25 protein-coding genes are annotated in these 22,448 nt (G+C 43.8%); 3 read left to right on the top strand and 22 right to left on the bottom strand.

From position 1 onward, the window contains the following. Positions 1-97: 97 nt before the first annotated feature. Entirely contained in the window at positions 98-949 is an 852-nt protein-coding gene (locus JQM82_RS02205) for a MerR family transcriptional regulator (RefSeq protein WP_235248316.1), read from the top strand. Between the two features lie 55 nt (positions 950-1,004). Here JQM82_RS02205 and JQM82_RS02200 read toward each other — a convergent pair whose 3' ends face one another. From JQM82_RS02200 to JQM82_RS02135, 13 genes are all read right to left on the bottom strand, one after another. Then, positions 1,005-1,733, bottom strand: a complete 729-nt coding sequence (locus tag JQM82_RS02200; RefSeq protein ID WP_235248314.1) for a MerR family transcriptional regulator — start codon at positions 1,731-1,733, stop codon at positions 1,005-1,007. 86 nt (positions 1,734-1,819) lie between these two features. After that, complete coding sequence (locus tag JQM82_RS02195) at positions 1,820-3,049, bottom strand: threonine/serine ThrE exporter family protein (protein ID WP_235248312.1); 1,230 nt, start codon at positions 3,047-3,049, stop codon at positions 1,820-1,822. After that, entirely contained in the window at positions 3,046-3,432 is a 387-nt protein-coding gene (locus JQM82_RS02190; RefSeq protein WP_235248309.1) for a DUF6483 family protein, read from the bottom strand. Before JQM82_RS02190 ends, JQM82_RS02195 begins: the two co-directional genes overlap by 4 nt. 35 nt (positions 3,433-3,467) lie before the next feature. Continuing rightward, positions 3,468-4,232: an arsenite methyltransferase gene (arsM, locus tag JQM82_RS02180; RefSeq protein WP_328284190.1), complete on the bottom strand. Its 765-nt coding sequence runs from the start codon at positions 4,230-4,232 to the stop codon at positions 3,468-3,470. Positions 4,233-4,292: 60 nt separating this feature from the next. Beyond that, positions 4,293-5,159 carry a DMT family transporter gene (locus tag JQM82_RS02175; protein ID WP_235248306.1) on the bottom strand — a complete coding sequence of 289 codons (867 nt, stop codon included), beginning with the start codon at positions 5,157-5,159 and terminating at the stop codon, positions 4,293-4,295. Between the two features lie 161 nt (positions 5,160-5,320). Then, the gene (gene rseP / locus JQM82_RS02170) at positions 5,321-6,352 is read right to left on the bottom strand and encodes an RIP metalloprotease RseP (RefSeq protein WP_235248305.1); all 1,032 of its coding nucleotides are present in this window, start codon (positions 6,350-6,352) and stop codon (positions 5,321-5,323) included. 8 nt (positions 6,353-6,360) lie between these two features. Continuing rightward, positions 6,361-7,503, bottom strand: a complete 1,143-nt coding sequence (locus JQM82_RS02165) for a 1-deoxy-D-xylulose-5-phosphate reductoisomerase (protein WP_235248304.1) — start codon at positions 7,501-7,503, stop codon at positions 6,361-6,363. Positions 7,504-7,537: 34 nt separating this feature from the next. Beyond that, positions 7,538-8,344, bottom strand: a complete 807-nt coding sequence (locus tag JQM82_RS02160) for a phosphatidate cytidylyltransferase (RefSeq protein WP_235248303.1) — start codon at positions 8,342-8,344, stop codon at positions 7,538-7,540. Then, positions 8,337-9,089, bottom strand: coding sequence for an isoprenyl transferase (locus JQM82_RS02155; RefSeq protein ID WP_268827646.1), 753 nt, complete (start codon positions 9,087-9,089; stop codon positions 8,337-8,339). Before JQM82_RS02155 ends, JQM82_RS02160 begins: the two co-directional genes overlap by 8 nt. Before the next feature lie 30 nt (positions 9,090-9,119). After that, positions 9,120-9,671, bottom strand: coding sequence for a ribosome recycling factor (frr, locus tag JQM82_RS02150; protein WP_235248299.1), 552 nt, complete (start codon positions 9,669-9,671; stop codon positions 9,120-9,122). Positions 9,672-9,687: 16 nt separating this feature from the next. Then, on the bottom strand, positions 9,688-10,386 hold the full coding sequence (gene pyrH, locus JQM82_RS02145) for a UMP kinase (protein ID WP_235248298.1): 699 nt from the start codon (positions 10,384-10,386) through the stop codon (positions 9,688-9,690). Positions 10,387-10,473: 87 nt separating this feature from the next. Next, positions 10,474-11,832 (bottom strand): MATE family efflux transporter, encoded by a 1,359-nt coding sequence (locus JQM82_RS02140; RefSeq protein WP_235248297.1) that lies wholly within the window; start codon positions 11,830-11,832, stop codon positions 10,474-10,476. 207 nt (positions 11,833-12,039) lie between these two features. After that, entirely contained in the window at positions 12,040-12,240 is a 201-nt protein-coding gene (locus JQM82_RS02135) for a TetR-like C-terminal domain-containing protein (RefSeq protein WP_420370600.1), read from the bottom strand. A 132-nt stretch (positions 12,241-12,372) separates the two neighbouring features. Here JQM82_RS02135 and JQM82_RS02130 point away from each other — a divergent pair, with 132 nt between their 5' ends. Continuing rightward, a complete protein-coding gene (locus JQM82_RS02130; RefSeq protein WP_235248296.1) occupies positions 12,373-12,924 on the top strand; it encodes a flavodoxin domain-containing protein in 552 nt (183 codons plus the stop codon). After that, the gene (locus tag JQM82_RS02125) at positions 12,917-14,176 is read left to right on the top strand and encodes an amidohydrolase family protein (protein WP_235248295.1); all 1,260 of its coding nucleotides are present in this window, start codon (positions 12,917-12,919) and stop codon (positions 14,174-14,176) included. Before JQM82_RS02130 ends, JQM82_RS02125 begins: the two co-directional genes overlap by 8 nt. 123 nt (positions 14,177-14,299) lie before the next feature. On the opposite strand, the gene JQM82_RS02120 is transcribed toward JQM82_RS02125, so the two are convergent. Genes JQM82_RS02120 through JQM82_RS02080 form a run of 9 tightly spaced genes read right to left on the bottom strand, consistent with a single transcriptional unit; the run spans position 14,300 to position 22,386 of the window. Beyond that, complete coding sequence (locus tag JQM82_RS02120; RefSeq protein ID WP_235248294.1) at positions 14,300-15,844, bottom strand: alanine/glycine:cation symporter family protein; 1,545 nt, start codon at positions 15,842-15,844, stop codon at positions 14,300-14,302. A gap of 30 nt (positions 15,845-15,874) precedes the next feature. Continuing rightward, complete coding sequence (locus JQM82_RS02115; protein ID WP_235248293.1) at positions 15,875-17,101, bottom strand: glycoside hydrolase family 3 protein; 1,227 nt, start codon at positions 17,099-17,101, stop codon at positions 15,875-15,877. Then, complete coding sequence (locus JQM82_RS02110) at positions 17,091-17,930, bottom strand: zinc-ribbon domain-containing protein (protein ID WP_235248292.1); 840 nt, start codon at positions 17,928-17,930, stop codon at positions 17,091-17,093. Before JQM82_RS02110 ends, JQM82_RS02115 begins: the two co-directional genes overlap by 11 nt. A 4-nt stretch (positions 17,931-17,934) precedes the next feature. Next, the gene (locus JQM82_RS02105) at positions 17,935-18,747 is read right to left on the bottom strand and encodes a M15 family metallopeptidase (protein ID WP_235248290.1); all 813 of its coding nucleotides are present in this window, start codon (positions 18,745-18,747) and stop codon (positions 17,935-17,937) included. Between the two features lie 21 nt (positions 18,748-18,768). After that, a complete protein-coding gene (locus JQM82_RS02100; protein ID WP_235248289.1) occupies positions 18,769-19,599 on the bottom strand; it encodes a zinc ribbon domain-containing protein in 831 nt (276 codons plus the stop codon). Positions 19,600-19,620: 21 nt separating this feature from the next. Continuing rightward, positions 19,621-20,118, bottom strand: a complete 498-nt coding sequence (locus JQM82_RS02095) for a hypothetical protein (RefSeq protein WP_235248288.1) — start codon at positions 20,116-20,118, stop codon at positions 19,621-19,623. Between the two features lie 15 nt (positions 20,119-20,133). Then, positions 20,134-20,934: a hypothetical protein gene (locus JQM82_RS02090; RefSeq protein WP_235248287.1), complete on the bottom strand. Its 801-nt coding sequence runs from the start codon at positions 20,932-20,934 to the stop codon at positions 20,134-20,136. Further along, positions 20,931-21,194: a hypothetical protein gene (locus tag JQM82_RS02085; RefSeq protein WP_235248286.1), complete on the bottom strand. Its 264-nt coding sequence runs from the start codon at positions 21,192-21,194 to the stop codon at positions 20,931-20,933. Before JQM82_RS02085 ends, JQM82_RS02090 begins: the two co-directional genes overlap by 4 nt. A 4-nt stretch (positions 21,195-21,198) precedes the next feature. Beyond that, the gene (locus JQM82_RS02080) at positions 21,199-22,386 is read right to left on the bottom strand and encodes a toxin glutamine deamidase domain-containing protein (RefSeq protein WP_235248285.1); all 1,188 of its coding nucleotides are present in this window, start codon (positions 22,384-22,386) and stop codon (positions 21,199-21,201) included. Positions 22,387-22,448: the final 62 nt, after the last annotated feature.

Here is a 22,448-nt window from a genome sequence, read left to right as displayed (position 1 = left end):
TATGAAAATTTACGCTATTTTTAACAGAAAACTCTTGACCTTCCAGTTACTCCACCCCATATAATGTCCATAACATCAATGAAAGAGGTGAATTCCAATGAAGATCAAAGAACTGGAAAACCAAACCGGCATCAAAAAAACAAACATCCGTTATTATGAAAAAGAAGGTCTGATGACTCCTCATCGAAACGATGAAAATAATTATCGGGAATATTCCGAAGAAGATCTGCGGCAACTGGAACGAATCAAGGTTCTTCGCCTTCTCGGCATATCGATCACAGATATCAAAGATTTGAATAAAGGAGGATTGACACTGGAGGACGCGGTAAAAGAACGACTGCAGCAGCTGAATGAAGAAGAAAAGATGCTTCGGGTTATCCGAAAAGCCTGTGAAAACATTCTTCAGGAAAAAATCTCTTTCGAAACGATAGACGAACACATTCTGGAAGAAAAACCGCTCTGGAAAAATCAACTTGTAAAACTATGGAAGGAGGATACGAAAATGAAAAAAACAAGAAAAATAACCGGTATGATCTTATGTACTTTTCTGTTTGTCTGGCATTTGCTGTTCCCTGTCCTGTTGACATATGGACAGACACCGGGCATTTCAGAACGCCTGAACAGTCTCGGCAAACTTGGCTCTGGTACTGCAATTGTAACTCTGATTATCACTTCGCTCATGCTTCCTATCATTTACATTGCATTTTTTCTGAGTTACCTTTACGAAAAGAACAGTATATTCTGGACGATTCTGTCAATTGCAACCATTGGAAACGGGATTATATCCGCTTATATCTGTTATGCAATCCTTGTTACAGAAACTGCACCGGTATGGGTATTTCTGACATGGATGGCAATCCGGGTACTGTTATCGATTGTCGAACACGCAAACAAAAATTCCGGGGAAGAATTCTGGCAGGTCATGCTTAGAAAAGAGGTTTCCATTTAATCCTTTATAGTAAAGGGATTGTTGCAAATCATGAATATTCTTTACAATAATCCCTTTACAAATGTACATATTTCTCGATTGCCTGAGCGGCAAACTCAGCTGTTCCGTCGCCGCCGGCTTTATCAATATTACGCTTCATGCGCTCATCACCGACATACATCTGACCAAGACCGCTTAATATTTCCTTTGTACAGGAATAATAATGTTCAGAAATAAATGCCTGTAACGTTGCGATCTTTTCCTGTACGCAATGATCCTCCGGTGAAAGATGCTGCAATTTTCCGATTTCCGCAAAGATCTCCATCATCTGATCTGCCGTGTCTCTGACCTCATTTTCTGTCTTTCCTTTCATTTTCTCCTCGCATTCTTCGTAGGCTCTGGTCTGTCCCCATCTTTCCTTCACTTCCTCGGCATACTGGTTCCATTCACTTTTATCAAAAGCATCAAACTCCATCTTATAGACTCCCTTCTCCTGGATTTCACGGGCAAGTGCGATCATTTTTTCGATATGCTTCTTCTGCAGCTCCAGAAGTGTTATCTGCTGATCCAATGCTTCTGCCGGATCAAACTTCGGACTGTCCAGTATCTCCCTGATCTCCTTCAGAGGGAATCTCAGCTCCCGAAACAGTAATATACTTTGTAAACGACCAAGCGCTGTATCGTCATACAGCCGATAGCCTGTTTCTGTCACCTTTGCCGGTTTTAACAGATCTATTGCATCATAATAATGAAGTGTGCGCACACTTACACCTGTGAGTTTACTGACTTCATGTACTGTTCTCATTTTCCCTCTCCTCCTGTTTCCTCCCGTCCGAGTACATTATGAGGTATGACGTAGCGTCAGAGTCAAGCAATTTATTCTATTTTCTTCTATATTTTTTTTGCACGCACATAGCGTGTTGCGATCTCCACAATCAGAAATCCAAATGCAATCGCCGCACACGTCTGTCCGAGCGCAATCGTCTGCTGCTTCGCCATCACATAGTCCGCCTGAACGATTCCATGCATCAGGTAGAACAGGGTTGCTCCCGGAATCACAGGCATGATCGACGTGGTAAGAAATATCGTTGCCGGTGCTTTGTGAACCCGGGACATGATGTAGGCATAAGCTGCCACAAATGTTGCTCCTGCAAGTACAGCTGCCATATCATTTTCATAATAATGCTGAACCAGAAGATAGCACCCACAGTTAATAAGACCGCCGATTCCCGCCCAGAAAGACTGCCACGGCTCCGCCTTAAAAACCAGTGCAAATCCCATACTTGCCACACCACAGGATATCAGTTGTACCGCAATACTTGGTGCAATATACATTTCATACATATCCCCTTCAAACAACAGCATTGCAAGCCCGGTCCCACAGGCAATCGCGACTGCTCCAAGACATGCATGCGCAATGTTCAGTATTCCTGAAAGATAAGCCCGATCCAGCACATCCCGGATTCCGTTTGTAACGCCAAGGCCACTGATCAGTACCATGTTCAATCCCAGAATGATCCGATCCGGATGATGCCCCAGTCCGAACCTTGCCACCAGAAAAACTGCCGCCGCCGAAAGAAAGGCAACGATAATATTATATACCGCAAGGTTGTCCTCCTTTTTCCCAAGTATATTTCCAAAATATACTTCCACAAGAGCACAGATTACAATACCGACCAGAGTATCCACCACATCACATCCGAAATATACACCGAATCCAACGCCTCCCAGAATCGCCGCAAGATATGCGAGATATACCGGCTGAGGCTTTCGGTTTATTACTTCGTTGTATTTCTCTCTGATCTCTTCTACTGACGGCTGATTTTTGCATATATATCTGGACAGATTGTTCAGATAGTCCAGACGGTCATAATTAAACCCAACCTTATGTATCCTCCGAATCTGCGTAATATAAGGCCCTCCCGGCGGTTTTATTGTCGCCTGTATATTACTCTGGATTACAAAAACATTGCACTGTTCTGTGCCGTAACTCTCCATCATTCGATAGATACTGTCTTCCGCACGGTTCGTTTCTGCCCCGCTTTTTACCATCTCTTTTCCAATATCCAGAACCACATTGAGCAATGCTTCATAATCTATATCCTTTTGTCCTCTTTTCATTCTATCATCTCCAGAATTCCTGCATATCCACTTCGCCTCGCAAGATTCTTCAATCCCTCTAGAACCTCTTCTTCCGAATAATTACATTGCTTCAGAAAATCATTCCCTTTCCTGCTGACATACTCATAAAAGAGCAACGCTTCCTCCACATCTGCCTGATTCTGATAGTCGATCTTTTCAAGCAAACTATTTTCCGCTTCATTGATATGCCCATTGTCTGTCAGATCCTTCCATTCCGGTTCTTTCGAACCGGACACCTGATATTTATTTTCAAGCGGAAGAGTCACCTGAACATACTTCTTTCCCAATATCAGACTGGCAAGTACACGAACGGATTCTTTGATCATACGCATGATATAATCCTGTTCATCTTCGTATTGCATAACGGATACCTCCTGATAAAGTCAATCATTTTTTCCTACTGCGGCTTCCTTGCCGTAACAGATGAGGACATAATATACTCGCCAATAGAAAGTTCCCGTCCCCATCGTTCCTCGTATTCTTGCGATACATGCTTTGTCGTGATCTCCACATCCTGAAATCCTGCCATTTTCACAATATTTTCCAGTTCTTCCACCGAAGAAGCGCCGGACACTCAGCAGGAATGCATTTCTTCACTTTCCTGCATCTCTTCTGTGAGCTCTTTCATGATTACAATATCACAGATGGATATTCTTCCTCCCGGTTTGAGTGCACGATAAATTTCCCGATATACGCGCGGCTTGTTATCTGAAAGATTGATCACACAGTTGGATATGCATACATCCGCCGTATGATCTGCAATGGGAAGGTTCTCGATCTCTCCCAGGCGAAACTCTACATTGCGAATCCTGTTTGCTTTCGCAATCTTCCGGGATTTTGACAGCATCTCCGGAGTCATATCCACACCGATTACCCGGCCTCTTCTTCCAACTGCTTTTCCGGCAATAAAACAGTCCAGACCGGCGCCGCTCCCCAGATCCAGAACCACTTCTCCGGTCTGAATATGAGCTTTCCGGTGTGGATTGCCACATCCAAGACCCATATTTGCGCTTTCCGGAGCCATCGCCAGTTCCTCTGCCGTATATCCGATACTGGCCGACATCTCTTCCGATGAAACCACTTCATTCAGAATCAAGTCCTGCTCTCCACCCAGAGCAATCTTTCCATAATCTTTTCTTACCTGTTCCTGTACTGAGTCCATAACGTTCCCCTTTTTATAACATGATCCTTATATCCACTATATACTGCCTGTTCAGTTTCGTCAATTCTGAGTATCTTCCTTCTGAGCAAGAGTTGTGTACATGGCAACTCCCAGTATTACCATTCCACCTATGATCTCCCGTATCGTCGGGATCTCTCTCAGAAACAAAAATGCATACACTATGCCGTATACCGTTTCCAGACCGGAGATTAGTCCGGCTGTCTGTGCCTTTACTTTCTTCTGAGCCGATACAAACAGCGTATATGCAAATGCAGTACAGATACAGCCGATAAACAGAATTCCTGCCGCGTCCTGAATCCGCATGTGAATTTTGACAAAAAACATGACCGGAAGCAGCACAAGCGCTGCCGTTCCCTGTTCATAAAAGCAGATCAACTTCCCATCGTATTTTACTGCAAAGTAACGATTCGCCAACGTCAGAATTGCATAGGTGACACTGCAGATCATTCCCCAGATGATTCCTATTGTCATCTGATTTTCAAGTGAAAACTCCGGAATTGTAATGAAAACCCCGACCAGAAGAAGAACCGCTCCCATCACACTCTCTTTACGAATCGGCTCATGATAGACGATCGGCTCAAGAACCGTCAGAAACAGAGGATATGTAGAGAACGTGATTGTTCCGATTGCTACAGAGGACACTTGAATAGACTGAAAAAATGTAGTCCAGTGTATTGCAAGTACTACTCCGATCACCATGATCAACAGGTAATCTTTTTTTTCATCCAGACGGAGCCTTTCCTTTTTTATGAGAATCATACCCAGAAGAAGTAACGAAGAACACACGACTCTCCCCAGTGCAACGAGCACTGACGGCACTTCCACAAACTGTCCGATTACTCCTGACAGTCCAAACAACATAACCGCCACATGAAGATATATGATTGATTTTTTATCTTGTTTCATTCTCTTTTCCCTTCATAGCCATAACATAATAAGATTGTGTCTTATGCGCATCGTCGCACGCAGTTTTTTGTAACAGGTAATTCCTGATGAATGTCCTGTCACAAAAAAGATATATCCGACAACCGGAATCCACCCGACCATCGGATATCATATATTTTCTGTTACAAGAATATTCTACGTATATCGTTATACATGACAAACACCATCAGCACCATCAACAGCACAATTCCGACCAGATGTACATACCCTTCTTTTTCCGGCGGTATTCTCTTTCTTCTCACAGCTTCTATTGCCAGAAATACCAGCCTTCCTCCATCAAGAGCCGGAAGCGGCAGCAGGTTCATGACACCCAGATTCGCGGACAACAGAATCGCTATATTTAAAAGCTCTGCCAGTACCACAAAGATTCCGTAAGACTTACTCTCCTGATAGGTATCGTCCACCACATTTACGATTCCGACAGGCCCCGATAACTGATCCGCACCAATCTGTCCAGTGACCAGCATTTTCAGACTGTCCAGCGTCGTACAGATCCAGAACTTCACCTGGTAAGCGCCGTACTGAACTGCCGTAACCGGATTAGCATTCATGTAACCGGAACTTGTAACGCCAATTCTGGTATATCCCCGTTCTTCATCCATCTTTGGTGTCAATGTAACCGTCATCTTCTCCCCGTCACGGATAAAAGTGATTTCCACATCCTCTCCCTGATGAAATTGATTGTAGAAGTTTACCTCCCGGAAGAGATTGATCTTCTTGCTGCCCATCCGGATGATTCTGTCTCCGGCCTGCATGCCGGCCTCTGCCGCCGGATAGCCACTCTCCACTTCACTGATCACCGGTTTGTCATAACCGATCATCGCAGTAAGAATCACAGAAAAAACCAGTGCCAGGATAAAATTAAACACAGGGCCTGCAGCAATCACTGAGATTCTTGCCCACACAGACTTATTATTAAAATTGTTCGGAGAGTCTGTAGCCTCCTCATCCTCTCCCATTGCACAAAACCCACCGATCGGAAGAATTCTGACCGAATATTTCGTTCCCTTATGTTGTCTGGAATAGATTGCAGGTCCCATTCCGATCGCAAATTCATCTACATCAATTCCATTATTTTTTGCAAGAAGAAAATGTCCCAGTTCATGAAAGAACACAATAAAACTGAAGATCAATATTGCCAATATAATACCCAAGTTATTCCTTACCTCCTGCTGTTGATTCTCTCATAGGTTGCCGACTCGGTCTCCAGAATCTGTTCCAGAGTCGGGTTTTCTATATTTTTATGAGCCTTCATACAGTCTTCTATGATTTCCATAATTTCCAGATATTTAATCTCCCGTTTCAGGAACTGGCTGACTGCCAGTTCATTTGCCGCATTGAAAACGGTCGGAAGGCTTCCTCCTTTTCTGCCTGCCTCATATGCAAGCTTCAATCCATAGAATGTCTCCATATCCGGTTTCTCAAACTCCAGCTTTCCAAGACTCCAGAAGTCCACACGTTCTCCCGGAAGATACCTTCTCTCCGGATAATACAGCGCATACTGTATTGGAAGCTTCATGTCCGGAGTCCCAAGCTCTGCCATAATAGCTCCGTCCACATATTCAACCATCGAATGAATAATACTCTGTGGCTGCACTACAACCTGTACCTGATCTACATCTACACCAAACAGCCATTTTGCCTCAATTACTTCCAGGCCTTTATTGATCATCGTGGAAGAATCGATGGTAATCTTCTGACCCATGGACCAGTTTGGATGCTTCAGTGCATCTTCCACTTTAATTTCCATCAGCTTCTCTGCTTTTCTTCCACGGAACGGACCACCGGAAGCAGTAAGAAGAATTTTGTGAACGGCTTTCTGTTCATTTCCCTGCAGGGACTGAAATATTGCACTGTGTTCACTGTCCACCGGCAGAATGGATACTCCTTTTTCCTTCGCCAGAGGCATAATCAGATGTCCGGCTGTTACCAGCGTCTCTTTGTTGGCAAGCGCAATATCTTTTCCTGCGTTAATCGCTTCAATTGTCGGACGGATTCCGATCATTCCAACTACTGCTGTTACCAGTATATCCGTCCCGGACATGGTTGATACATCCAGAAGCCCCTCCATACCGGATACGACTTTTGTATCCGTATCTGCAATCTTTATTCTCAGCTCCTGTGCTTTACCCTCAGACCACACAGCCACAAGTCTCGGATGAAATTCCCGGATCTGCTCTTCCAGAAGCCTGATATTACTTCCGGCTGCAAGTCCGAGCACTTCGATATCTCCATTCTCCCGGGCCACCTCAAGTGTCTGAGTTCCTATCGAACCCGTCGAACCTAATACCGCTATTTTCTTCATATTCTACCTCTTTCACGAATGCTTTCATATAAGATTACAATGTTCCGGCAAGGAATGTTGCCAGATAATAGATGACAGGCGCCGTAAATATTACACTGTCAAAGCGATCCAGAATACCGCCATGTCCCGGAATCAGCTTGCCATAATCTTTAATCTCATGATTTCTTTTAATTGCAGAGGCAGCCAGATCTCCGACCTGAGAGATCATGCCGCCGACTCCGCAGATAATCGCATAATGCAGCACATTAGCATCTGTGCCTGCCCAATGATTGGCAGCCAACGCAAAAAGTGCACCAAGCAGCGCCGCTCCGACAACTCCTCCGATTCCGCCTTCTACCGACTTTTTCGGACTGAGCTTCGGCGCCATCTTATGCTTTCCGATCAGCATACCCACACAATATGCACAGGTATCACATCCCCAGGAGCTTAAAAAGATCAGCCACACAACGACCGCTCCATCCACAAGCATTCTCGTCTGATATACGTAAGAAAGCATAACCGCCACGTAAAACAGACCAAAGAACACCGTCATAACCTGCTCTGCTCTGTATGTCGGAAATGTAAATACATACACTGCCATAACAACTACAAGCAAAAGAATGGTGAGCAGGGTTACATATTCCATATGCGAACTGATCACCAGACCATAATAAACGACTGCCGCAAGATATCCTGTCAGTCCCGGCAGCTTATTGTGCACTCCCACAACCTTGTATAATTCTGATAACCCGATCAGACTGATCAGAGCCAGGAATCCAAACAACAGGTTCCCGCCATTTCCGACCGTAAGAATCAGTACAATTACAAGCACAATTCCGCTTAACAATCTTGTCTTAAACATTCTGTTTTTCCTCCTTTACGCCTCCGTACCTTCGATCTCTGGCGTTATACTGCTCAATCGCCTTTAACAGCTCTTCTTTCGTGAAATCAGGCCACGGAACATCTGTAAAATAGAATTCTGTATATGCCAGCTGCCATAACAGATAATTGGAAAGTCGAAGTTCTCCGCTGGTTCGGATCATAAGATCCGGATCCGGTATATCGTGCGTATCCAGATAATGTTCAAAGATCTCTTCATCAATCTCTTCTGTCTTTATCTTTCCGGCAACGCAATCATCTGCAATTCTGCGGACTGCACGAAGGATCTCATCTCTGCTTCCATAATTAATGGCAATCTGGAAATTCAGTCCTCCATTATTCCTGGTCGCCTCCTCAAGCTCCAGAATCCGTTTTCTAATATCCTCATCTAATCTTGATATATCCCCGATTACACGCACTTTCATGTCGTTCTTTGCAGCCGTTTTCAGACAGGTCTTCATATAATTTCTCAAAAGCGACATCAGTGCATCCACTTCATCCTTCGGACGGTTCCAGTTCTCTGTAGAAAATGCATATACCGTCAGATACTTGATCCCCATGCGCCATGCTTCCTCACAGATACGTTCTACATTCCTGCTTCCCTGTGCATGGCCATAATTACGCGGCATTCCCTTCGCTCTGGCCCAGCGTCCGTTTCCATCCAAGATAATCGCAACATGCTGCGGTACATTCATATGGTCTAATCTCCTTCTATAACGTAAGGACAGCCTCAGTCACCCTGGGCTGTCCCATTTTTCTTATACTGTCATTACTTCTTTTGACTTTTTCTCTATTGACTTATCAATCTCTTTTACATATTTATCCGTCAGTTTCTGAAGATCATCTTCCATATCCTTGATCTCGTCCTCAGATACTTCAGAACCTTTCAGTTTCTTTACTGCATCAATTCCGTCACGACGGATGTTACGGATTGCAACCTTTGCAGCCTCTCCTTTTTTCTTAACATCCTTTACCAGCTCTTTTCTTCGTTCCTCTGTAAGCTCCGGAAATACAAGACGGATCGTAGAACCGTCGTTTGTCGGATTAATTCCAAGATCAGATACCTGAATTGCCTTTTCAATCACCTTCAGCATCTTCTTCTCCCATGGCTGAATCTGGATCATACGTGCTTCCGGTACGGATACATTCGCAACCTGCTGAATCGGAGTCGGTGTTCCATAATAATCTACAACAATCTTGTTGAGTACGTTCGGATTGGCACGTCCTGCACGGATCGCACCAAGCTCTCCGTCAAGATTCCCCAGTGTCTTTTTCATCTTTTCTTCATACACGTTCAGTCTTGCATTCATAGTTTTTCCTCCTCATTTATGATACGGTCACTTTTGTTCCCGTAAACGTTCCTTTCATAGTTTCTACAATGCTGTTCTCTTCATTCAATCCAAATACCAGCATTGGCATCTTGTTCTCCAGACACATGATGGATGCAGTAAGGTCAACCGCCATCAGCTTTCTGTCAATAATCTCCTGAATAGAGATCTCATCAAACTTTTTCGCCTGTGGATTTACCTTTGGATCACTGTCATAGATTCCGTCAATTGCCTTCGCCAGAAGCATTGCGTCTGCCTCAATCTCAATCGCACGAAGAACTGCTCCTGTATCTGTAGAAAAATACGGATGTCCGGTTCCCCCTGCAAAGAAAATAACCTTTCCCGCATTCAGTGCCTCCACTGCAGCATCCTTGGAAAACAGTGTGGTAAATGCCCCGCATACAAACGGTGTAAACACTTCTGTCTTCATCCCTGCATAACGAAAGATATCGGACACGTAGATACAATTCATAACCGTCGCCAGCATGCCGATCTGATCTGCCTTTACACGGTCAATCGTCTCACTGGTTCTTCCTCTCCAGAAATTACCTCCTCCGGTTACGATTGCAACCTGAATTCCTTCATCCACCAGCTGCTTTACCTGTTTTGCCACACCCATACAGGTTGCCTCATCAAATCCGGTCTTTTTATCTCCTGCGAGTGCTTCCCCGCTGAGTTTCAACAATACTCTTTTCATAAGTTCATGCTCCTTAATTGTATGTTCTATGCTCTCTTCGCATAATTATTTTAAATTATATCACAGGAATACAAAAAAGGGAATATCTTACCTGTGAACTCCGAAATTATCTTCTGATTTTTTCAAAATATTTCTCATAATTGCAAAGTACATAATGACCAGAAGTCCACCGGCAAGTACCCATGCTGCCGGACTTGCAAGGCATATTCCTGTATAACTTCCGGCTTGTGATGCTGCAATTGCTGCCACACTTCTTCCGACCAGTTCTGCAATCCCTGCAGTCATCGGCAAAAGTCCATACCCCATTCCCTGAATCCCATTCCGATATACATTGACAAACGTCAGGAATATCAAAGAACCGCCAACACATTTCAGATAGATATCAACATACCCGGTAATCTGACTGATATTCTCTGATACAAATAATCCTGTCATATATTTTCCGGCAAAAGCAAGAACCGAACCGGACACAATCGAATAAACAATCCCTGTCCATGTAGCGCTTCGAAAGCCGCTACGGACACGTTCTATTCTGCGCGCTCCCATATTCTGTGCGCAATAAGTTGCCATCGTGGTTCCAATGGCAATATATGCCTGTGTAAATACCTGTTCGATCTTGTTGGCAGCGGAAAATCCTGCCACTGCCACAGATCCGAGCAGATTCAATGCAGACTGAACAACGATCGTTCCGATGGCTGTAATTGAGAACTGAAATGCCATCGGAAGACCAATGCTCATCTGCCACTTTGCCAGATTCCAGTTCATTCTCCATTCTTCTTTTTTCGGATGCAGAAGTGGAACTTTTTTGATAATATAGATCAGACACATGATTCCGGATATCCCCTGTGAGATTACAGTCGCACCGGCGGCCCCTGCCGCACCCATATGAAATCCGATAATAAAAAGCAGATCCAGAATAATATTTAATATTGCCGCCAGAATAAGAAAATACAAAGGGCGCTTACTGTCTCCCACTGCCCTTAAAAGACTGGAAAGAAGATTATAAAGTACCTGTGCCACAATTCCTCCACAGATGATCATAATATAGCTGTAGGCCTGATCATACATATCCGCAGGCGTATTCATCCAGAACAGAATCTTCTTCATCAATGTCATACTTAAAATTGTGAGAACAACTGATATGATTGCAGAGAGAATGGCCGCTGATACCACAGACTGGCGTACCGCCCGCATATTTCCTGCTCCAAAGTGCTGTGCCGTAATTACAGTGAACCCTGCAGTCAGTCCCATCAGAAATCCAAGGATCAGAAACATCAGCGTTCCACAGGATCCAACTGCTGCAAGAGCCGTATTGCCGACAAATTTACCAACAATTACGGTATCCACCATACTATATAACTGCTGAAATATATTTCCAACCAGAATCGGAAATGTAAAATTCAATATAATCTTTGTCGGGTTGCCTATTGTCATATCACCTTGCATCTGTATATCCTCCAACTTCAAAAGATTCTTTGCAGATGACAGGACTGTCGCAAATCTCATTCGTTTGCGACAGTCCTGTCAAAAAAACTTTATTCATTATATAGATCGTATATGTCAATTGCAATATGTATTTTCCACAAAAAATATGACTTTTAGAATGACTTTTTAATAATTTAGCCGATTCCGCCCATCACACCCGGCATCTGATTACTGCATCTCCTCAGTAGACGAAAGAATCATACATATGGAATTGCTTACAGCGATTGCATACTCCTGCGGACTTTCCCGCATCCCGGTCTCCACCCACCGGAACAGAAGATTCCCAAATCCACCTGCAGAATATTCCATAAAATATTCTACCTGTGGAATATCCCCCGTCCGTTTTCCTCCGATTCGCTTCTCCATCACCCTGTGAGCAAAATGTCCTGTTGCATAATACAGAATCTCTAGTATACTATATAAATGAAAACGTTACAACTGTGACATTTTATACTTTTACAAGTGTTATTCTATTTTACATAATATGATCCGGAGGTTATTATGAATCAGACAATTGTAATATATGAATCTAAATATGGATCTACCAGACGATATGCCGAGTGGATTGCCGGGGCTTTGTCCTGCCCGGTTCTTGAAAAACGGTCTGTTCACCCTGCTTCTCTTGCCGAATATGACACGATCATCTATGGAGGCGGTCTGTATGCGGGCGGCGTCAGCGGCATCTCACTCCTTACCAAAAATTATGATTCCATCAAAGAAAAAAATCTTGTTTTATTTACCTGTGGAGTCGCCGATCCAAAAGATAAGAACAATGTATCTCACATCCGCGAAGGGCTGTCCAAAGTTCTGACCCCGGATATGATGAACAGGATACAGATTTTTCACCTGCGCGGCGGTATTGACTACTCCCGTCTGAACTTTGTACACAAGTCCATGATGGCCATGCTTCATAAAGTCATGATTTCAAAAGACCCTTCCGAACTGACCGAAGAAGATCGCATGATGCTTGATACTTACGGAAAAAAGGTGGACTTTTGCGATCAAAACTCCATCGATCCACTGGTCAGATATGTTTGCGCTCTCAATGCATAAATGGTATAATAAAGTTAATATTTGTGCAAAACACATCATTACCGGTGACGGTAAAACAGTACTGGAAGATCAGGCAGTTGTTGTTGAAAATGGAAAGATTCAAAAAATCGGAACCAAAGAAGCTCTTATAGCAGCATTTCCGGAAAAAGAAGTCAAAGATTATGGGGATGCAACTCTTTTACCTGGACTATGTGACATGCATGTCCACCTTGGTTACTGGTTTTCACAGCCTGACAGCTTCAATTACAATGATCAGCTGATCACTTTGTATGCTTTACAGCATGCACAGGCAGCTTTTGAACGGGGTATTACCAGTGTACGTGACATGACTTCTGCAAGAAAGCTATGTGCAACATTAAAGATGGCTGCGGAAAAAGGATTTATTACAATTCCGAGAATCACACATGTTGACAATGGTATGTGTATGACCGGCGGTCATGGATGGGACGATGATATCGCCCAGGTAGACGGACCATGGGAGATCCGTAAAGAGATTCGCCGTCAGGTACGTGACGGCGCAGAATGGGTGAAGATTCTTACTACACATAGAAGCCACATTCCCGAATATACGCAGGAAGAGCTGGACGCAGCTGTCGATGAATGCCATCGCAGAGGCATCAAGTGCGGCATCCACGCCGGAACCCAGCCGGGAATTCAGATGAGTATTGATGCCGGATTTGACACCATCGAGCATGGTACTTTCATGACTTATGAGCAGGCACAGCAGATGGCTGAAAAAGGACTTGCCTGGACTCCTACCATTATGGCTTATACTTATCTCTATGAAATCACAAAGAAAAACCTGGAAGAATGTGCAGGAAAACCAGTCAATGATCCTGTTATGCAAAAGGAAATGGCCAACTGGGAATATTTCGAACCCGCTTACAAGGCCTATCGTGATAACTTCAAAAAGTTTTATGACACCGGCGTTACCATACTTGCCGGAACAGATATGGTTGTATATGGCTCTCCACTTCTTCCGCTTCCGCGAGAACTGCAGTACATGGTAGAATACGGAATCACTCCGGTACAGGCTATTCAGACTGCAACCTCCAATCCGGCAAAGGTACTTGGCTTCGAAAGTGAACGCGGACTGGTCAAAGAAGGTCTGGACGCAGATCTTCTGGTAGTCGGCGGCGACTTAAGCCAGGATATCACTCTTCTGAATGATGTAAAGCTTGTCACTCTTGGAGGCAAACGTGTCTTTGAAGATGGTATCCGGTATGTAGGAACCGGCAACATGTTTATGTGATTTGCATAGTTTATTGCATTTTCAGTATATGAACTGAAGGGGACACCGCAGTAACGGCTATTCAGCTGTTACTGCGACGTCCCCTCTTTGCACATTTATCTAATCCCTCTGTCTCGGACAAAACTATTTCAAATTCTTTGCACGTTCATCCCAGAAAATACAGTCATTTCTCCCGATCACTTCTGAAGTAAACGGAGTTCCGTCATTCTTTTTATAATGCTTTGTTGCCCGCAGTACATATCTGGATCCTACATAGACAATCGGAACATTGAAAAATACGATCAAAATATTTCCAAGATCGGAAAATGCCCACAGGTTTCCAAGTTCCAATCCGGCAATATTGCAAAGGATACCAAATGCAGCCACAAAAAGCGCAATCCCTCTGACGATATTTATGAACCCCTTGTCTTTACGGATCCGATTTGCCGCAATCTCCGAAAAACTGATCATACCAAGAAGACAAGTATAGGCAAACATGCAAAAGCACAGTGTAATCAGGAAAGTCACAATTGCATTTGCTGCCGTTCCCGGTGTCAGCTGTGCAATGGATTCGGTAAATTTCGGTAATTTATCAAGACCTGCCCATGTATCTGCATTCGGTCCGTCCCAGCAGTGAGCCATTACCACAACAAATCCGGATAGTGTACATATCACAATCGTATCCAGGAATACACCGATAGATGCCAGAATTCCCTGCTCACATGGATGTTTTGCATCAGATGCTGCCGCAGACATGGTAATCGTTCCCTGTCCGGCCTCATTAGACATTAATCCTCTTTTTACGCCCTGCGCGAGTACCGTTCCAAACATTCCGCCAAAGAAGGCTTCCGGTCGAAAAGCACCGGAAAATACTGCTTTGAAAAAGTAAGGAACCGAACCAATATTCAGAACAATCAGAATCAGAACCGTCACAATATAAAGAACTGCCATCACCGGAACCATCTTATCCGTCCACTTTGTAACCTTCTTTATTCCTCCAAAAGCAATGATTGCAGTCAGCACAATCGTCAATGCACCAACCACATAATAGAATACCGAATCAGAAGCAATGGCTGCTCCCGTTACAATCTCAGCCATTCTTCCCAGGGAAGATACAACATTGAATCCCTGTGCCGGAAGACAGCAGAAAGCATACAGAATATAAAGCAATGACAGAAACACTCCGATCCATACTTTATTGCCAAGAAGTTTTCTTCCATAGAATGGAAGACCTCCGATAAACTCATCATCTTTCTTCTCTTTGAAGATCTGCGCCAGAACACCTTCCATATAGGCTACCGCCATCCCGAAAAATGCAGAGATCCACATCCAGAACAATGCTCCCGGCCCTCCAACTGCAATCGCCCCAGTTACGCCGATGATATTTCCCGGCCCCACGCGCATGGCAGAACTGAGAAGAAATGCCGCGAGTGGAGAGATTCCCGTATCTACCGTGCGCTTCTCCGTCATAATTGCGATTCCTTTTTTAAAATGCGTCACCTGCATGAATCCAATCCGAAAACTGAAAAAGATACCGGAACCTAATAACAGGATAATTGCAAATGAAAAGTTTCCCAGCAGAGGAATGGAAGCATACCATTCAAAATTCGTCGGAAAATCCCATAAAAAATCCGATAAAGGACCGATAAACGCAAAAATACCATTGATTGATTCAAAAATTTCTTGCATACCTTATTCTCTCTTTTCTCTTTCTTTTTATTATTTTATCTGAAATTTTACAGATAAGATTCTTGTTACTGACTGATCAATTCTATCCTGCGATATTTCTCCGTTATGAACTGCCTCTATTACCCCTTCATAAGCAGACCGGAAATCTGCAGGCATCAGGATCAGATCCGTCCCTGCCTGTATGGTCTTAACAGCCGCTTCCGCCGAAGAATACTGTTGTACAATAGCCCCCATATTCATAGCGTCTGTAATGACAATGCCGTCATATCCCATCTTTTCCCTCAGTACTTCTGTAATCATATACTCAGAGAGAGAGGCCGGTTCCTGATCCCCCGTAATCCCCGGCATAGAAATATGCCCGACCATCACGAAAGAGGTGCCATCCGCAATCCCCTCCTGAAATGGAATCAGCTCACACGATTCCAACTCCTCCAGTGTTTTATCTGAATATGCATATCCGGCATGTGTGTCTGCCGAAGTCATACCGTGTCCCGGAAAATGCTTATAGGTCGCATAGATACCGGATTCTTTCAATCCTTCCATTACTGCCTGACACATATCGGAGACGACCTGTGGATCCGTCCCGAATGAACGTTCTTTTACGACTTGATTCTCCGGGTTGGTCAGTACATCCGCAACCGGTGCAAAATCAACATTAAATCCCAGTTCTGCCAGCGAAACACCGATAGACGCACCAACCTCTCTGGCCCGGTTCATATCATTGGCCTGTCCGATCTCGGACATATTCTCAATGGCCTGAACATTAAACTTCCCGGTTCCACTGATCCTTGCAACCGTTCCTCCTTCTTCATCCACACACAAAAGTGCCGGAAGGCCGATCCGTCCCATACTGTAAGACTGCACATTTGCAAGCATCGTCTTCACCTGTTCCGGTGACTGCAGATTACTGTCCAGATAGATAAATCCACCAACCGGAATCTGATCAATCGCATTTCTTGTCGCATCTCCCGCTGCAATCACCGGATCCACTCCTTCTACAAGAGATTCCGGCAGCACAATAAACATCTGGGCCACCTTTTCCTCCAGTGTCATTGTCTGCAGATACTGGTTGATCTTCTCTGTCATCTCATTCTCTTCATTTTTCTGTTCTGTATCTTTTCCTCCTGCATCTTCAGTCGACGCTTTCAACGGTGTCGCGTCTCCTGTCTGCTTATCCCCGTTTGTTTTACTGCTGCATCCACTGCACAATAACAGAAGTACAGCGACCGCCAGCAGACTACATCTTCTAATTTTCATATTCTACAATATATCCTATCTTTCCGCTGAAATACGGAACCACACTGATAATATCATTCGGTACATCATTCCAGGTCCATCTGTTCTCATTTTCATAATAATAAAAGTCCATACAGTCTTCTGCTATCTCACCATCCTGAAAACTTGGTTCTCCCTGCATCCATTCGCCATATGCCCAATATTCCGGAGAGTTGAGCACATCCCCATAGAGTTCATTATTCTCATCTACCCAGTAATAATCTACTCCATTCGCATCACGGCGTCCTCCCAGTCGGAACTGAATCTTATTGTATCCCAGTCTGGCAATGTCCGCCAGAATATAATTATATTCTTCTCGACTGTTGATATGGACCAGATATCCACCAGCCTGGCGGGCTTTGTTGAACGCTTCCTGCCATGTACAGTCATCAATCACATAATCATAACTGTGAATTCCGCCTTCCGTCGAGTCATACACCGGCTCTTCCTCTTCGGCATCTGTTTCTGACTCTTCGTCCACTTCTTCCTCAGGCACATCTTCGCTGTTTTCTTCTCCCCTGTCTTCCTCTTCGGCCAGAAATGCCTCCATATCAAAGTCTTCTTCTGCTTCTTTGTTCTTCATTATTTTTACAGCAGATCCAAGCACAGCGGCGAGTACCAGTACACCGACAATTAAAAGAATCTTCTTCTGATCATTCATTCCTTTTTTTGGCGGAACCGGCTGTATTTCCGGCTGTTGCCACAGCTGCTGCTCCGGCTTTTGTTCTGTCCCGGATCCAACAGGTGTTCCACAGTTCGTACAGAACTTTGCATTCTCCTTTACTTCCATTCCACAATTCGGGCACTTCATTTTCTCATTCCTCCCTATTCTCTGATGATTCCGGACAGAAAACTTCCTCTACCGGATAATCTTCCTCATCCGTATAATGCCACCATTCTCCTGCATATGGCCGAAACCCGTTTTCTACCATTAGACGTTCCAGATTCTGTGCATTATTCGCCGCATCTGACCCACAATCACTGTAGTCACGATCCGCTCTGGCTGAAAAATCATCAAATCCGGAGGGCATTGGAAGCTCTTCCCCATCATCTCTTACAATTGTAATATCTATAGTATTTCCTCTGCTGTGCGAAGAATATCCCTGATTCGGATTCGCCACGTATGTAGCGTTCGGACAGATATTCCACAACGTATACTGTGCCGATACCGGTCGGAATGCATCCCATATTTTCAATGAAAAGCCTCCCTGCTTTAGCTGTTCCTGTACCTGCATCAGCTTTTTCACTGTCCCAAAACGGAGATAGGCATCCGAAAAATCATAGATCTTTTGCCCTGTAAAGTTATCTGTTGTCGCATACTTCAGTTCCACAAAAATATCCGGCAGATATACTTTTACATTGACAAATGTCTCATCTGACACCTGCATATCCGGCTCATCGTCAGCATTATTTTCTTCTGTTTCTTCTGTTTCCTCTGATTCATCATTCCCGATTTCCGATTCTTTTTCCTGCCGGTCTTCTTCCGGATCCGAATGCTCCAGATCCTGAGTAACCTCCACATTGCTCTTGTCCTCATCACCGGAATGCGAAGAGCAGCCGCTGATTCCTGCTGCAAACGCCATAATCAGAATCAACACTCTTGTTCTGAATAATATATGTTTATACATTCCATCCTCTATCCTGCAATCTTAGAAAAACTGAATTTCTGATATGACGGTATCCGAATATTTTGTTCCCGGATATACAGAAACGATCATAAGCGAAATCGAACCGGTTACCGTTTCTCTGCTGAAATGAATCTCCTGCATACCGTTGATATCCTGAAGCGCGCAGTCTTCTGTGCTCCCATCGGTATAAATGACACGAAGCACTGACGGTCTGGAATTCTTACTGTAAAGATCCGCACTTTTCTGATATCCGGCATTGATTCTCATTCCACTAACCCTGCAGTTGGCATCAAAGCATATGGTGATTGTCTCAGATTCGCCCTGTCCGGATGATCCTTCCACCCAGGCTGTGGAAAGACTGCCATCCATCACACGTTCCGGACCATGCGTCATATTATATTCAGAAAGAGAAGAAGATGCCGTAATGCTGGTTACATGAACTTCAGCCACTGACGGATAGGCTGGAACGTCCGTAGAACTTTCATTCACGGCTGTATCCTGATCTGATGATTCTGGTACATCCGATGTATCTTCTTTTTCATTCTCTTCTTCCTGTGACTCTTCTGTCTCCTCTTCTGTTTTTTCCGACTTTTCTTCCTTTTTCTCTTCTTCCGCAGAAACCAGATAATCTTCATCCGCATCATTCTGACGCATATTTTTCACAATCAATCCGGCAGCTACTGCAATCACAAGCATCGCTGCCAGTACAATTATCTTGATCTTATCACTGCCGGTCCCCGACTTTATTACGGATTTTCCAGAAGTCTTATCTGACGGTTCTACCGGTGTCCCACAATTCGTACAGAACCTGGAAGTATCCTTTACTTCACATCCACAATTCTTACACTTCATTCTCTCACCTCATCAGTTCATCTAGCAGGATATTACTGATACTGTTCCATTGGAACTGATCGCTCTGCAGCAGTCTACATATACTTCAATAAAATCATATCCTCCGCGCATTGCAATGCCTCTTGCTTTTTCCATCCCGTTCGGCAGTGTTTCTCCGGCTTTGTAATGCTCAATAATACCACCTGCTACATCCAGCGTATGGACTTCATATGGTCTTCCCAGATAGCAGATGGATACATAGCCAAGCAGGATGCCCGACAGCTCGATCTCCGGAAATTCCTGGCGGATCGTATGAATGATACTGTCTACTTTCGCCTGATTATGCACATGTCCGCCCGCATCCAGCTTATGCATTGCATCCATGTACGCTTTGGAACGAGGCTGTCTTAAGAGTCTGTCCAATTTCATCTTATCAATCTGCTGTGTCTTCTGCTTCTGTTCCTGATTGCAGGTTGCACTCAGGATACTGTTTGTCTGTGTTTCATTTTTCTGTGGTGTTCTCAATATTGGTCTTGGCATCTTTGCATCTCCTCCTTAATAATGTTTTTTCCCAAATACACTGTAAAACAAAAATACTAACCCTGCGATCATTATCAGTGCCGGTCCGGCAATAACGGATAAAGCAGACATCTGAGACATAAAGTTTGCTAATGATCCAAACTTCACTTCCAGAAAATAAATTGCCCAAACAAATACAATTGCCTTTAAAAAAGAATCTCTGAGAATCCCTACCACCTTGCTCTTCGAAAAAATCAATAAAGTAGCAAGAGCTCCCACTCCTATGGACTCATTCTTCTTTAACACTGAAATAATAGCAGCCGGTACACTTCCAACTGCAATTAATGCAATTCCCGCTCCAATCAATGCAGTAATATATTGGTATGGTCCGGACCCTTTTATCACATAGTTCAGTATAATCAACGAGATAATACCCAAAATCATACCTGTAAATATCTTTACTCCTAATTTTCCAACGGCACTTCCGGAAGTTAATGGTAATAATGATATAATATTAATAATCGCGGACATAAATACAACATCCATAAATGATTCTGCTGCCTTTAACGGAGCAGTATGGAACATGGCTGCCAGTGAACCATAGTCAGCAATATCAGACAAATATGGAATTCCTCCGCATATTCCCGAAAAAATCTGTGCCAGTTCAGACAAACTGGAAAAACTCAGCAATAGAAAGGAAAACACTACCAGCATAGCCATCGTAGCCGCAACATTTGCATCTATCTCAGCCAGACTTTCTGTTCCAGAGCGTCCAATCAGTCCGGCTGCAAACAGGCCTACACATACTACTAATAATACTCCAACAACTGATGTCATCTCTTCTCCTTTTCTGATACATCTATCAATACAGCTTTTTTTAATATCTCAAAATTTTCTTTGGAAGGAAGGATAAATCCACTGATCTCCCCACATTTCTTATCGATTGCAATTCCACTGTTTCCAATCTTTACCTGTCCCGGGCGGCCTCCAAATGCGATCCAGCTCTTTTCTGCATCATAGAATTTTGTAATCTCCTGACTGCCATTTTCCTGATAATATCTTTTTGCAATCTCCAATGCTTCATTTTTTTCTACCATTATTCTAAACCCCTTTACAACACTCTGTTATTTTTTTCGAAGTTTTTGCATCATCAATCCGACAGTAACGAGTACAGTTATCTTTGACATTATCAAAATACCATGATACATCCGATTCTCCGGTCTGCGGATCTGTAAAGTATGTCTTTCCATCTCGCTGCTCAGCAATAAACGTATGTCCGCCGTCTCCGACCTCCCACAGTACCACAACCTGAGCACGGGATCCATCCCCCCACTCATTCATAGCTTCTTCAATATCTGCTTTTCCATCTCCGATCGTTGCCCGGATCTCAGCATCTTCCCACACTTCAAATGGATGGTAAGACAGATAATCATCCGCATCATTACACGGAAGAGCTGTAACATCATAGCCTCGCTCCCTCATCTCATAAGTGGGAACACATCTCTGACAGTTGGTTTGCCATTCCATACCGGACTCATAATTCGGATTGGTTGCTTCCAGGTTCTCCTGTGGAGACATCTCAACAGACATCTTTTTCCACTCCTGTGTGTTGTCATTCTCTTTAAGCGGCGGAAGCTCATAGTCCGGGAACTCCTGCTTATGTAATCTTCTCCACTCCGGATCCTGAGAATAGGTCTCATAGTCTTCTCGCCCATAATTATGAGCATTCATATATTCCGTGAGATTCTCATAAGAAGTTTTTTCTTCCACAAGATCTTTTTTCGCTTCCATTGACTGAATCTTTTCATCCAGTTCTTCCTTCTGTGCTTTGAGATCATTATACTCTTTCAACGCTTCTTTGTACTCATCTGAGCCAATTTCTTTTGACAGGACATCCTCAAACTTTTTATCTATCTCATCGCTCATCTGCTTTTGTTCGAGCACAGCATTCTCGAGGGTCTCTTCCGGCAGTTCTTCTGTTTCTTCCGGTATTTCTTCTGATTCTTTTGCTATCTCTTCTGTTTCTTTTGTCTCATCCGGCACTTTTTTCTCTGTTTCCCCGGCAATTTCTTCTTTTTTAGCGCAGTCACTGAAATCCTCTTCTTCTATCTCCTGAATCTCAGAATGATTCCCTTTTATTCCTTCTTTCAATTCACAATCTTCGAAGTTTTCATCCACTTCCTCTGTTTCAGATACGTTCTCGACATTCTCCGTGGTTTCGTTCACTTCACTGTGATCTTCTCCGCCTTCAGCAGAGGAATGACCGCCGGTTTCCATATTCCCTGACATTGTTTTCTCCTATCATTCCATAATCAATACTGAAATCTTCTCTTTCATAAAACAGACGCGGA

Origin of the sequence: Faecalicatena contorta, from assembly GCF_021531995.1 — a bacterium.
Classification (GTDB): Bacteria; Bacillota; Clostridia; order Lachnospirales; family Lachnospiraceae; genus Dorea_A; species Dorea_A contorta_A.
The sequence above is the reverse complement of the archived record's forward strand: the minus strand, read 5'-3'. Positions and strand labels throughout refer to the sequence as shown.